Annotated in this window: 9 protein-coding genes; 7 read left to right on the plus strand and 2 right to left on the minus strand. The window is 66.3% G+C overall.

The annotated features are described in order from the left end of the window. Window positions 1–108: 108 nt before the first annotated feature. Window positions 109–3,795, minus strand: a complete 3,687-nt coding sequence (locus tag L1277_RS09090) for a multifunctional oxoglutarate decarboxylase/oxoglutarate dehydrogenase thiamine pyrophosphate-binding subunit/dihydrolipoyllysine-residue succinyltransferase subunit (protein WP_253376060.1) — start codon at window positions 3,793–3,795, stop codon at window positions 109–111. A gap of 134 nt (window positions 3,796–3,929) precedes the next feature. On the opposite strand from L1277_RS09090, the gene L1277_RS09095 reads away from it, so the two are divergent. The 3 genes from L1277_RS09095 to L1277_RS09105 all read left to right on the plus strand — a co-directional run bounded on the left by L1277_RS09095 (window position 3,930) and on the right by L1277_RS09105 (window position 7,857). Next, window positions 3,930–5,369 (plus strand): GuaB1 family IMP dehydrogenase-related protein, encoded by a 1,440-nt coding sequence (locus L1277_RS09095; RefSeq protein ID WP_253376061.1) that lies wholly within the window; start codon window positions 3,930–3,932, stop codon window positions 5,367–5,369. Window positions 5,370–5,513: 144 nt separating this feature from the next. After that, window positions 5,514–6,815 (plus strand): hemolysin family protein, encoded by a 1,302-nt coding sequence (locus L1277_RS09100; protein ID WP_253376299.1) that lies wholly within the window; start codon window positions 5,514–5,516, stop codon window positions 6,813–6,815. Then, a complete protein-coding gene (locus L1277_RS09105; protein WP_253376062.1) occupies window positions 6,808–7,857 on the plus strand; it encodes a hemolysin family protein in 1,050 nt (349 codons plus the stop codon). Before L1277_RS09100 ends, L1277_RS09105 begins: the two co-directional genes overlap by 8 nt. Here the strand turns inward: L1277_RS09105 and L1277_RS09110 are convergent. After that, entirely contained in the window at window positions 7,854–8,954 is a 1,101-nt protein-coding gene (locus tag L1277_RS09110; protein WP_253376063.1) for an NADH:flavin oxidoreductase/NADH oxidase, read from the minus strand. The two genes, L1277_RS09105 and L1277_RS09110, sit on opposite strands and share 4 nt — an antisense overlap. A 75-nt stretch (window positions 8,955–9,029) precedes the next feature. On the opposite strand from L1277_RS09110, the gene L1277_RS09115 reads away from it, so the two are divergent. From L1277_RS09115 to L1277_RS09130, 4 genes are all read left to right on the plus strand, one after another. Further along, on the plus strand, window positions 9,030–9,869 hold the full coding sequence (locus L1277_RS09115) for an ADP/ATP-dependent (S)-NAD(P)H-hydrate dehydratase (protein ID WP_253376064.1): 840 nt from the start codon (window positions 9,030–9,032) through the stop codon (window positions 9,867–9,869). Between the two features lie 108 nt (window positions 9,870–9,977). Next, window positions 9,978–10,418: an FMN-binding protein gene (locus tag L1277_RS09120; protein WP_253376065.1), complete on the plus strand. Its 441-nt coding sequence runs from the start codon at window positions 9,978–9,980 to the stop codon at window positions 10,416–10,418. Beyond that, window positions 10,408–11,313 carry an FAD:protein FMN transferase gene (locus L1277_RS09125; RefSeq protein ID WP_253376066.1) on the plus strand — a complete coding sequence of 302 codons (906 nt, stop codon included), beginning with the start codon at window positions 10,408–10,410 and terminating at the stop codon, window positions 11,311–11,313. The genes L1277_RS09120 and L1277_RS09125 overlap by 11 nt, the downstream gene beginning before the upstream one ends. Next, the gene (locus L1277_RS09130) at window positions 11,310–12,800 is read left to right on the plus strand and encodes a ferredoxin--NADP reductase (protein ID WP_253376067.1); all 1,491 of its coding nucleotides are present in this window, start codon (window positions 11,310–11,312) and stop codon (window positions 12,798–12,800) included. The genes L1277_RS09125 and L1277_RS09130 overlap by 4 nt, the downstream gene beginning before the upstream one ends. Window positions 12,801–12,829 lie beyond the last annotated feature (29 nt).

Here is a 12,829-nt window from a genome sequence, read left to right on the forward strand (position 1 = left end):
CCCTTGGTTGCCTCCAAGTGTGGCAGAACGCCGGTGGTCGAGGGGGATTCTTCCGGAACGAGAAAAGGCGCCGGCAGGAGCCGACGCCTTCTCGATCGTGAGTGCGCGTTAGAGCGTGAGCGCCCGTGACAGGAGGTCGGCCTGCTCGGCGGCGTGCCGCTTCGCGGAGCCGGTGGCCGGTGAGGCCGAGGCGGCGCGGGAGACGACGCGGAGAGTCCGGTCCTTCACGTGCTTCGCGGCTTCGAGGGCCATGAACGGCCAGGCGCCCTGGTTCTCCGGCTCGTCCTGAACCCAGACTAGTTCAGCGTCAGGGTACTGGGCGATGACGGCTTCGAGTTCGGCCTGGGGCAGCGGGTAGTACTGCTCAACCCGGACCAGGGCGATCTCATCGTTGGGCTGCTTGGCGAGCTCTGAGACGAGGTCCCAGTGGATCTTGCCCGAGTGCAGCAGCACGCGCTTGACCGCTGCCTTGTCGGTGATCCGTGCGTCGTCGATGACCGGTTCGAACTTGCCGCTCGTGAAGTCTTCGACACTCGAGGATGCTCCGCGCAGGCGAAGCATGGCCTTCGGCGTGAATACGACGAGCGGGCGACGGGGCCGTGCGTAGGCCTGCCGGCGAAGCAGGTGGAAGTACGACGCCGGGGTCGACGGGCGAGCAACGGTCATGTTGTTCTCACCGCAGAGCTGAAGGTAACGCTCGATCCTCGCGGACGAGTGGTCGGGGCCCTGGCCTTCGTAACCGTGGGGGAGAAGCATAACCACGCTCGACCGCTGGCCCCACTTCTGCTCGGCACTGGAGATGAACTCGTCGATGATGGTCTGGCCACCATTGGCGAAGTCACCGAACTGTGCTTCCCAGAGGACGAGGGCGTCGGGGCGCTCGACCGAGTAGCCGTACTCGAAACCGAGGACAGCGTACTCCGAAAGCAGCGAGTCGTAGATCCAGAACCGGGCCTGGTTGTCCGCGAGGTTCGCGAGTGGCAGCCACTCCTGACCGTTGACCCGGTCGTGGAGTACGGCGTGACGCTGCACGAAGGTGCCGCGGCGCGAGTCCTGACCGCTCATCCGCACCGGGGTGCCCTCCACCAGGAGAGATCCGAGGGCGAGGAGCTCGCCGAAGGCCCAGTCGATGTTGCCGTTTCGGCTCATGTCGAGGCGCTTTTGCAGCAGCTGCTGCAGTTTCGGGTGCACCGTGAAGCCGGCGGGCTTGTTGTTGAAGGCGTCACCGATGAGGTGAACGACGGCCTCAGGAACACCCGTGGTCTCCGGCTCACCCGAGTAGCCATCGTCGTCCGTGTCATCGAGGATGATGGGCGTCGACGCAGTCTGGGCGGCGTGTGTTTCCATGAAGGCGCGCTCGAGGCGGTCCTGGAAGTCACGGTGCGATGCCTCGTACTCGTCTTCGGTAATGTCGCCACGACCGACGAGAGCTTCGGTGTAGAGCTTGCGCACGCTGCGCTTCTGCTCGATGAGGTTGTACATCAGCGGCTGCGTCATCGACGGGTCGTCGCCCTCATTGTGTCCGCGACGTCGGTAGCAGATGAGGTCGATGACGACGTCCTTCTTGAACTGCTGACGGTAGTCCAGCGCAAGCTGGGCCACCCGAACAACGCTCTCGGGGTCATCGCCGTTCACGTGCCAGATGGGGGCCTGGATCGTCTTGGCCACGTCTGTGGAATAAACCGACGAGCGGCCCTCGCCAGGAGGAGTCGTGAAGCCGACCTGGTTGTTGACCACAACGTGGATGGTTCCGCCGGTGCGGTATCCACGGAGCTGTGAGAGCTGCATGGTCTCAAGCACGACGCCCTGGCCGGCCATCGCCGCGTCACCGTGGACGAGGATCGGCAGGGTGGTGAACGATCCGATCGGCTGGCGGTCCTGCTTCGCGCGGACGATGCCCTCGAGCACGCCGTTGACGGCTTCAAGGTGCGACGGGTTCGCGGCCAGGTAGACCGGGAGCTCCGTACCGTCAGCGGCGCGGAAGGTGCCTTCTGTGCCGAGGTGGTACTTAACGTCACCGGAACCGGAGGCCTTTTTGGTGGTTCCCTCGAACTCCTGGAACACCTGGCCGTAGGTCTTGCCCGCGATGTTGGTGAGAACGTTCAGGCGACCGCGGTGGGCCATGCCGATTGCGGCTCCGTCGAGGCCGGCTTCCGCCGCGCCCTGAAGAATGGCGTCGAGCAAGGCGATGGTGGATTCGCCACCCTCGAGGCTAAAGCGCTTCTGGCCGACGTACTTCGTCTGCAGGAAGGTTTCGAACGCCTCGGCCTCGTTGAGCTTGCCGAGGATGCGCATCTGCTCATCGTGGGTCGGCTTGGCGTACGGACGCTCGACCTTCTCCTGAATCCACTTACGCTGCGCCGGGTCCTGAATGTGCATGTACTCGAGGCCGATGGTGCGGCAGTAGGAGTCACGCAACAGGCCGAGAATGTCGCGAAGCTTGGCTTGGCGCTTGTCGCCGAAGCCGCCCGTGACGAACTCACGGTCGAGGTCCCAGAAGGTGAGGCCGTGGTTGAGGATGTCGAGGTCGGGGTGCGACCGCTGCACGTACTCAAGCGGGTCGACGTCGGCCATGAGGTGACCGCGAACCCGGAACGAGTTGATGAGCTCCTGCACGCGCGCCGTCTTGCTGACCGTGTCGCTGAGGTCAACGGAGATGTCCGGTGCCCAGTGCACGGGGTCGTACGGGATGCGGAGGGCCGCGAAGATGTCGTGGTAGAAGGACTTCTGCCCGGTGAGCAGCTCGTGGACCTTCTTCAAGAACTCGCCCGAACCGGCACCCTGGATGACGCGGTGGTCATAGGTGGAGGTCAGGGTGATGGTCTTGCCGATGGCCAGCTCGACGAGCGTGTGCTCGCTTGCACCCTGGAACTCGGCCGGGTAATCGAGGGCGCCGGCACCGATGATGCAGCCCTGCCCCTTCATCAGGCGAGGAACCGAGTGCTCGGTTCCAATACCACCCGGGTTGGTCAATGAGACCGATGCACCCTTGAAGTCGTCAGCGGTCAGCTTGTTCTTGCGGGCACGGGAGACGAGGTCTTCGTAGGCGGCGAGGTACTCGCTGAAGGTGAGGGTGTCGGCCTTCTTGATCGCGGGGACGAGCAGCGCACGGCTGCCGTCTGGCTTCGGGATGTCGATGGCGATGCCGAGTCCGACGTGCGCCGGAGCGACAACGCTCGGCTTACCGTCGACGATGTCGTAGTAGACGTTCTGGCTCGGGAAGTCCTTGAGCGCCTGAATGAGTGCCCACCCGATGAGGTGGGTGAAGCTCACCTTGCCGCCGCGGGCACGCTTGAGGTGGTTGTTGATGACGATGCGGTTGTCGATCATCAGCTTGGCCGGGATCGTGCGAACGCTCGTGGCCGTCGGGACCGTGAGGCTCACGTCCATGTTGGTCGCGAGCGACTTCGCCATGCCGCGCAGGGGCTGAACCGTGTCTTGCGGTTCGTTCGCGACAGCATCCGTTGCTTCAGAATCTTTCGGCTTGGCCGACGCCGTGCGTGGAGCATCGGCGGGAATCGGGGCGGCCTTGGGCTGCACCGACGTTGTTCGTGCGGCCGGCTGCGAGCCGATTACCGGAATCGGCGCCGTTACGGGGTGCGCCGGGGGAGCGGGACTCGTCGCCGCGTCACCCTTCACCGGCGAGTAGTTCTCGAGAATCGGCCACCAGGACTGATCGACAGAATTCTTATCGGCGATGTACTGCTCATACATTTCGTCGACGAGCCACTCGTTCGCTCCGAATTCACCCGACGAACCGTCGTCAGTTCCCACACCGGTCAACTGGCTTGACACCGCCAGACCACCACTCTCTCCGTTGATATGAGCAGCAGCGACATCCGTGGGAAGCGCTGCCAGATCCAGTTATCAAGCCTAACTCCTTTAGCGGAAGGCTGCGGCCCGCTGATCGGATGAGTAGCGTGTTCACTATGGAGTTCTACGGTCAGGAACCAGTTTTCGATCTCACCTACTCGGACGTCTTCCTCGTGCCGTCACGTTCGGACGTGGCGTCACGGCTCGACGTGTCGCTCGCGCCCAATGACGGCACCGCCGCCCAGATCCCAATCGTGTCGGCGAATATGAACTCGGTGACCGGTCCACGCCTGGCCGCAACACTGGCCAGGCGCGGCGGACTCGGCGTGCTGCCGCAGGACATGCCGCTGCAGGAACTTGATGCTGCCATTCGCTGGGTCAAGTCACAGCCGGTCGAATACGACACCCCGATCGAGCTGGCTCCCGACGCAACGGTCGCTGATGCGCTGCTCGTGACGCCGGCTCTCGCCGGGCACGGCATCGTCGTGAAGTCGACGGCGGGGGAGTACCTCGGTTGCGTGCCGGCAGCGCTGCTCGGTGACAGCGCGCCAGACACGAAACTCGGTGAGCTGCTTTCCGGCCGGCTCACCTCGATCGACGCCGAAGACGTCACCGACCCGCGCAGCGCGTTCGACCTGCTCGTTGCCGCCGACCTCGACTTCGCTCCTGTGCTTCGGCACGGGGCGCTCGTCGGGACCCTCTCGCGTACAAGCGCCCTGCGCGCGACGCTCTATCGGCCGGCGCTTGACGCTTCGGGTCGGCTCATTGTGGCGGCGGCCATCGGCATCAACGGTGACGTCGCCGCGAAGGCGCGGGCACTCGCCGCGGCCGGAGTGGACGTGCTCGTCCTTGACACGGCGCACGGTCACCAGGAGGGCATGCTCTCAGCCCTTGCCACCGTGAAGAGCCTGCGGCTCGGTATCCCGCTCGTCGCCGGAAACATCGTCACCCCGGTCGGCGCGTCCGACCTCGTCTCTGCCGGTGCCGACATCCTCAAGGTCGGCGTCGGCCCCGGTGCCATGTGCACCACCCGCATGATGACGGCTGTCGGTCGTCCCCAGTTCTCCGCAGTGCTCGAAACGGCGGAGTCCGCCCGCGACCTGGGCGTGCACGTCTGGGCTGACGGCGGCGTCCGGTATCCCCGTGACGTCGCGTTAGCCCTCGCTGCCGGAGCATCGAGCGTGATGATCGGTTCCTGGTTCGCCGGCACCATCGAAGCTCCAGGATCGTTGCACACGGATGCCACGGGGCGGCTTTTCAAGGAAAGCTGGGGCATGGCATCCACCAAAGCGGTTCAGGAGCGGTTCGGCCGCCTTGACCCGTATGAGCTGGCACGCAAAACGCTGTTTGCCGAGGGCATTTCGTCGTCGAAGATCTACCTCGACCCAGGCCGGCCGAGCGTGGAGGACCTGCTCGACATGATCACATCAGGCGTGCGTTCATCGTTCACCTACGCCGGAGCATCCACTCTTCCCGAATTTTGGGAACGCGCTCGGGTGGGACTGCAGTCCGCCGCGGGCTACGACGAAGGCAAAGCGCTGCCGGTGTCCTGGTAGCGAGCACACCGCGTCAAGCGGAAATTCAGGCTCGGCTGCGTATACTGGCTTGCACAATGGACGACCCCCCTCCTGCCGATTCGCCCGACGCTCATCAACCTGTCCTCCCCGCCCGGGAGGTGACTCGTGCTGTTTGAGTGGATCATGCTCGGCGTCGGACTTCTGCTGACCGTGGGCACCGGCCTCTTCGTGGCGAGTGAGTTCTCGCTCGTCAACCTCGACCGCTCAGAGCTCGAGGCACGCCAGGCTCGGGGTGAGACCCGGCTCGGCATGACCATCGCCGCGTTGAGGATCACATCGACGCACCTCTCGAGTGCCCAGCTCGGCATCACGCTCACCACCCTGCTCACCGGTTACACCATGGAGCCGGCGATCACGAGCCTGCTCTCGCAGCCGATGCTCGCGATCGGTTTCCCCGAGGTAACCGTTGAGCCCGTGGCCACGGTGACCGCCATCATCATTGCGACCCTGCTGTCGATGATCATCGGCGAGCTCGTGCCCAAGAACTTTGCGCTGGCGCTGCCCATTGCAACCGCGAAACTCGTCGTGCCGTTCCAGACGCTGTTCACCACCGTGTTCAAGCCGGCCGTCGTTGTGCTCAACGGCAGCGCCAACGGCATCCTCCGCTCGATCGGTATTGAGCCCAAGGAAGAACTGTCCGGAGCCCGGACGGCCGAGGAGCTGTCGAGCCTCGTTCGCCGCAGCGCCGGCGCCGGCACGCTCGAGAGCGACACCGCGACCCTGCTCAACCGCACACTGCTTTTCTCGGGTCACACGGCGGCCGACGTCATGACCCCGCGCCCGCGGGTTGAAGCGGTGCGCCGCGGCGACTCGGCACAGCTTGTGGTCGAACTGGCCCGAAGCACCGGATACTCCCGCTTCCCGGTGATCGACGAGGACGCCGATGACGTCGTTGGCCTCGTGCACATCAAGCAGGCCATCGCGGTCCCACGCGCCAAGCGAGCTGATGTTCCGGTGTCTGCCCTGCAGTCGGAGATTGTGCGGGTGCCGGAGACCATGCGCCTCGACGCCCTGCTTTCCGAGCTCCGCGGTCGCGGCTTCCAGATGGCCGTCGTCGTCGATGAGTACGGTGGAACGGCCGGCATCGCGACCCTCGAGGACCTCGTCGAAGAACTCGTCGGTGAAGTCGCCGACGAGCACGACCGCACCCGCGCCGGAGTGGTTCGCACCCTCGACTCGATCGCCTTCCCCGGTGACCTTCGTCCAGACGAGCTGCTCGAACGCACCGCCATTTCGGTTCCCGAAGACGGTCCGTACGAAACCGTCGCTGGTTTCGTGATGAGCGAACTGGGACGGCTGCCCCTGATCGGTGACACCGTCGAGATCGACTCGGGGACGTTGCGCGTCGAACGCCTCGACGGCCGCCGGATTGATCGCATCCGTTACACCCCCAACCCCGTGAAGGAAGAAGCCGAAAATGAGTGACTGGGCCGGAATCGCCTGGCTTGTCGTCCTGCTCCTCGGCAACGCCTTCTTCGTTGGAGCCGAGTTCGCGGTCATTTCGGCCAAGCGCTCACAAATTGAACCGCTCGCCGAGCAGGGCAAACGCAGCGCCATCACGGCGCTGTGGGCCATGGAGCACGCGACGCTCATGCTCGCGACCAGCCAGCTCGGCATCACCGTGTGTTCGCTGCTCATCCTCAACGTGTCTGAGCCGGCCATCCACCACCTGCTCGAGGTGCCCCTCGGCCTGACCGGTTTGCCCGAGGAAGCTGTCGGAACCGTCGGCTTCGTGGTGACGCTGCTGCTCGTCTCGTACCTGCACGTGGTGTTCGGCGAGATGGTGCCGAAGAACCTCTCCTTCTCGGTGCCCGATCGAGCCGTTCTGCTGCTCGCGCCTCCGCTCGTTTTCGTGGGTCGCGTGTTCAAGCCGGTGATCTGGGGTCTCAACGCGGCGGCGAACGCCGTACTCCGGTTGTTCCGGGTCGAACCGAAGAACGAGGCAGCATCCACCTTCACACTCGACGAGGTCGCGAATATCGTCGACCAGTCGACGCGTGAGGGCTTGCTGCTCGACTCCACCGGTGCGTTGCTGGCCGCGTTCGAATTCACCAACAAAAAAGTCATCGACGTCGCGCTTCCGCTGGAGACCCTCGTCACCCTGCCGGAGAACACCACTCCGGCCGACGTGGAGCGCTCGGTCGCCAAGTACGGCTTCTCCCGTTATGTGATCGTCGATGCGAACGGGTTGCCGTCGGGGTACCTGCACCTCAAGGACGTGCTTCGGCTGGATTCGGGTGTCGACGACGGCGATTCCGACCGGCCGGTGCCCGCCAAGCGCATCCGCCAGCTGGTGTCGATCTTCGAGGACACCGACCTCGAAGACGCCCTGGCCATCATGCGGCGCTCCGGCGCCCACCTCGCCCGTGCCTTCAACAGGGAGGGCGACACCACCGGTGTGCTCTTCCTCGAAGACATCATCGAGGAGCTGGTCGGTGAGGTTCAGGATGCCACGCAGCGGCGTTAGCGTGTAACTCCCGCTGGCTGGGAGTACGGAGCACGCTCGTACTGGCCGGGCAGGTAGTCAATGCTCGCGCCAAGCTCGGCGGCGGCGCGCACCGCAAAGTGCGGGTCGCGGAGGGCTTCGCGACCGACGAGGACGGCATCGGCTGAGCCGGACGCCACGATTTCTTCGGCGTGCTGCGGGTCGGTGATGAGCCCCACGGCCGCAACGCCGACGCCCGCTGCAGTTTTCACCGATCGGGCGAACGGCACCTGGTAGCCCGGTTCGAGCGGAATCTCGACACCGGGGATCGCTCCACCCGTCGAGATGTCGAAGAAGTCGGCGCCAGCATCGGCGGCCCAGCGGGCGACGGTCGCGGTCTGTTGCTCGTCCCACCCTCCCGACGCCCAGTCGGTGGCCGAGAACCGCACGAACACCACCGTGTCGCCGGCGTTCTGGCGCACCGCCTCGACGACGCGCAACAGCAGGCGCGCCCGGTTCTCCAGTGACCCGCCGTAGGAGTCCGTGCGGGTGTTCACGAGCGGGCTGAGGAACTGGTGCAGCAGGTAGCCGTGAGCCGCGTGGATCTCGAGGACCGAGAAGCCGGCAGCAACGGCGCGACGGGCGGCTGAGGCGAAGTCGGCGACGACCCGGTCGATGCCCGCCTCGTCGAGTGCCCGTGGCGCGGCGTAACCGTCGAATGGCTGAGCGGTCGGTCCGACGGTTTCCCACCCGCCCTCGACGGCCGGAATGGTTCCGCGGCGCCCTGCGCTGCCCCACGGTGCGAACGTGGAGGCTTTACGACCGGCGTGGTTGAGTTGGATTCCCGCTGCAGCACCCTGTGACCTGACGAAGCGAACAATGCGCGCCCAGGCATCCGCTTGATTGTCGGTCCAGATGCCGGTGTCCCGATCGCTGATCCGGCCTTCAGGGCTGATCGCTGTGGACTCGGCGATGACGAGTCCGGCGCCGCCGATCGCGAACTGGCCGAGGTGTACGAGGTGCCAGTCGGTGGGGACGCCGTCGCGTTGATCGACCGAGTATTGGCACATCGGCGCGATCCAGATGCGGTTGCGCAGCGTCAGGCCGCGGACGGTGAGCGGTTCGAACAGGGCAGGCATTGTTCTCCTTACACTGGCACGGGTTGCACATGCCACGACTGTTCAAGATATCCCACCGGCCTTATCGTGAAGTGCATGGGACGTGAATGGATGCCGTGGGGCGAGCGGGAAGCAGCAGCGTACGTCGCCGTTCCCACCGATACAGATGACAAGTACAGTCGTGGCGTGCTCGGCATCGTGACGGGCTCCGCCGAATATCCGGGCGCCGGGGTGCTCGGAGTGGAGGGTGCCGCGCGCACCGGGCTCGGGATGATCCGTTACCTCGGCGATGCGACCGACCTGGTGCTCGCACGTCGGCCGGAGGTTGTGACGCTGCCGGGCCGCGTGCAGGCGTGGCTGATCGGCTCGGGCACCGACTCGAGCGATCTTGGACTGCTCGGCACGCTGTTCTCCGACGCGCTCGCCTCGGACGAGCCGGTAGTTGCCGACGGCGGAGCTCTCGAGATGGTTGCAGACGCCCCGCGCGCCGGAGTGCTCGTGACACCGCACTACCGCGAACTGGCCCGGATGCTTGGCCACGCCGGTGAGGCGGTGTCGGCCGAGACCATCGCCACAGCACCCTCGGTCTGGGCGGGCCGGGCCGCCGACCTGCTGCGGGTGACCGTGCTGCTCAAGGGAAGTACGACGTTCATCGCCGAGCCGCTCGGTGTTCGACTGGCCGTGACCGGAGCGCCACCGTGGACCGCGACGGCGGGGTCGGGCGACGTTCTCGGCGGAGTCCTCGGGGCGCTCGTCGCCACCCACGCCGACGAGGTGTTCGAGCACGGGGTGCTTGCCCGACTCGCGGCGTCGGCCTCGGTGCTGCATGGCGTTGCGGCCAGCCTGGCTTCACGCGGCGGGCCTCTTGTGGCGCTCGACATCGCCGAAGCGCTGCCCGATGCGGTGCGTCGGTTGCTCTCACTGCCCTCCCGCTGAGCGCGCGAGTTCACAGGCAGGTCCCAGCCGGTCGATAGCCGGAGGTGAGGTCGAGCGCGCTAGGTTTGGTTTCAGCTTCAACCAATCGCGATCGACGGGAGCCCCGCCATGCAGATTCGTCAGAGACAGAACACCGCGGCCGCACTGGCCGGACTGGCCGTGATCGGCGCTCTCGCCGGCTGCTCAGCGCCGGCCGATGAGCCCTCACCGCCCGCCACTGCTGACACCGGCGGGGCCGCACCTGATTCGACCGTCAGCTACACCGACGGTGAGTACACGGCGACCGGTGACTACCAGTCCCCGGGAGGAGCCGAGTCGGTCACCGTGACGCTCACCCTCGCCGACAATGTGGTGACGGCGCTCAACGTCACCGGCAGCGGTGGCTCGCCGAACGCGAAGAAGTTTCAGGGCGAGTTCATCGAGAACATCTCGGCCGTGGTGGTTGGCAAGCCGCTCGACTCACTGAGCGTGTCCAAGGTGGCCGGGTCCTCGCTCACCAGTGGCGGGTTCAACGCGGCCATCGATCAGATTCGGGCCGATGCCGACTGAGCCCGGCACCGGTACAGCCGCCCTGACAGCTGACGCCCGCACCGCCACCTGGAGCTTCGAGGCGATCGGCACGGCCTGGCAGATCGACACCGCTGAACCGGTAGCGGCGCTCACCAGGGCGGCGATCGATGAGCTCATCGAGGTATTCGAGGGTACCTGGTCCCGGTTTCGCAGCGACTCTGTCGTCACGGCGGCGGCCCGCAGCGCCGGTCGATTCGATTGTGGGGCGGATGCTCCCGCGCTGTTTTCGCTGTATCGTCGCCTCGGCGACGTCACCGGTGGTGCGGTGTCGCCGTTCGTCGGTGATGCCCTCGACGCGCTCGGCTACGACGCCGACTACTCCTTCCGGCCGCACGGCACCGCGGGGCCTGCGCCGCGGGAGGACGAGGTCGGTCGACTCGATGGCACCATACTGACCACCGTTCGCCAGGTAACCATCGACGTGGGTGCCGCAGGCAAGGGCTACCTCGTCGACCGGGTGGCTGGGCTGCTGCGCGCCGCCGGACACGCGTCATTTACCGTGGACGCCTCGGGTGACCTGCTGCACGCCGGTGACCCGATCCGGGTGGCGCTCGAGCATCCGTTCGACCCGACCCTCGCCATTGGCGTGACGACGCTCAGGTCCGGCGCGCTGTGTGCATCGGCGAGTAACCGCCGGGCCTGGGGGAGCGGACTGCACCACGTGATCGACGGTCGAACCGGCCGGCCCACCTCCACCGTGGTGGCGACGTGGGCCACGGCGCCCGACGCTGCGCTCGCCGACGGTGCCGCGACGGCCCTGTTCTTTACCTCGCCCGCCGAATTGAGCTCGACGCTCGGTATCGACGGGCTGCGCATGTTCTCCGACGGCACCGCGGAGCGCTCGGTCGGTTTCGACGCGGAGCTCTTTCGATGAAGCGAGCATTCGACACCACCCTCGGCCGCATCACGATGTACCGGCAGGTCATCGTGCTGCTCGTGCTCCTCGCCGCGGTGAGCATGCTCCTGAGTGCGTTCGGGCTGCTCTTCTTCACGCCGCTCGAGCTGCTGGCCACCCTCGTGGTCGCGGTGGGCGTGAGCGTTTCCTCCAACGTCGGGGTGGCCCGGCTGTTCCGGGTGGTGCCGCACGGGGAGTCCGCACTGATCACCGGGCTCCTGCTCTTTTTCATTTTCCGCCCGAGCCTCGAACTCGCTGAACTCGGAGCGACCGCGCTCGCGGCACTGGTCGCCACACTCTCGAAGTACCTCATCGCCATTCGTGGTCGGCACGTCTTCAACCCTGCCGCGTTCGGTGCCGTCGTGGTCGGGCTGACCGGACTCGGCGTCTCCTGGTGGTGGGTTGGCAGCCAGTACCTGCTGCCGTTCGTGCTCGTCACCGCGTTCCTCGTGCTCTACCGCACCCGTCGCCTCGCGATGGGTGGAGTCTTCGTTGCCGTGAGCCCCGGGGTGGTCGTGGTCACCCTGGCGAGCGGCGGCATGTCACTCGGCGCCGCCCTGGCCACCCCGTTCACCTCGTACCCGATCTTGTTCCTGGCCGGCTTCATGCTCAGCGAACCGCTGACCCTTCCGCCGCGCCGGTGGCAGCAGCTCGCCGAAGCCGCGATCGTCGGTGTGCTGGTTGCGGTGCCGTACGCGATCGGCCCGGTCTACTCGACGCCCGAACTGGCACTGATCGTCGGCAACCTGCTCGCGTTTCTCGTCAGCCAGCGCCGTGGCATCCGTCTTGAGCTGCTGTCCCGGCGACAGGTCGCACCGTCGATTGTCGAAATTTCCTTCCGGCCGGCCGCTCCCGTTCGATTCACGCCAGGGCAGTACCTCGAGCTGCAGGTGCCACACCCTAAGCCCGACGCACGGGGTCAGCGCCGCCTGTTCAGCATCGCCTCGGCACCCACCTCCGACGTCGTTACCGTGGCCTACCGGTCGAGCGACAGCAGCTTCAAGTCGGCGCTGACAACACTCGAGCCCGGAGCACGACTGTCGGCAACTGGCGTGTGGGGCGAGTTCGTGCTTCCGGCAGACCCCGCGCGTCCTCTGCTCCTCGTGGCTGCCGGCATCGGCGTCACGCCGTTCCTCAGCCAGCTCGCCGCCGAGGGGCCCCGCCGGGATGTTGTCCTCGTTCTCGCGCTGGCAGACACCGCCGAGCTGGCGCTCCTCGACGGCGTGAACCTCGCGGGAGTCGCGCTTCACGTCCTCGCCCCCGATCGGCCACCGTCGCTGCCGCCCGGTGCGCGATATGCCGGCCCCGGTCGGCTCGACCGGAACCGACTGGCAGAGCTCGTGCCGGACGCGCGCTCGCGATTGGCCTGGCTGTCCGGGCCGCCGGCGTTCGTCGACGACCTGAAGCCGGCCCTCCGTGCGCTCGGCGTGCGTCGCGTGCACACCGATTATTTCTCCGGATACTGAGAGAGTGAGAACGGATGCCGCGCGGTCGT

This window comes from Okibacterium sp. HSC-33S16 (assembly GCF_024171565.1).
Lineage (GTDB): Bacteria > Actinomycetota > Actinomycetes > Actinomycetales > Microbacteriaceae > Mycetocola_A.

Bases quoted from the DNA above. Each gene is read 5' to 3' on its own strand.
- L1277_RS09095 (WP_253376061.1), top strand. From the start codon at position 3,930: ATGGAGTTCTACGGTCAGGAACCAGTTTTCGATCTCACCTACTCGGAC.
- L1277_RS09100 (WP_253376299.1), top strand. From the start codon at position 5,514: ATGCTCGGCGTCGGACTTCTGCTGACCGTGGGCACCGGCCTCTTCGTG.
- L1277_RS09105 (WP_253376062.1), top strand. From the start codon at position 6,808: ATGAGTGACTGGGCCGGAATCGCCTGGCTTGTCGTCCTGCTCCTCGGC.
- L1277_RS09110 (WP_253376063.1), bottom strand. From the start codon at position 8,954: ATGCCTGCCCTGTTCGAACCGCTCACCGTCCGCGGCCTGACGCTGCGC.
- L1277_RS09115 (WP_253376064.1), top strand. From the start codon at position 9,030: ATGGGACGTGAATGGATGCCGTGGGGCGAGCGGGAAGCAGCAGCGTAC.
- L1277_RS09120 (WP_253376065.1), top strand. From the start codon at position 9,978: ATGCAGATTCGTCAGAGACAGAACACCGCGGCCGCACTGGCCGGACTG.
- L1277_RS09125 (WP_253376066.1), top strand. From the start codon at position 10,408: ATGCCGACTGAGCCCGGCACCGGTACAGCCGCCCTGACAGCTGACGCC.
- L1277_RS09130 (WP_253376067.1), top strand. From the start codon at position 11,310: ATGAAGCGAGCATTCGACACCACCCTCGGCCGCATCACGATGTACCGG.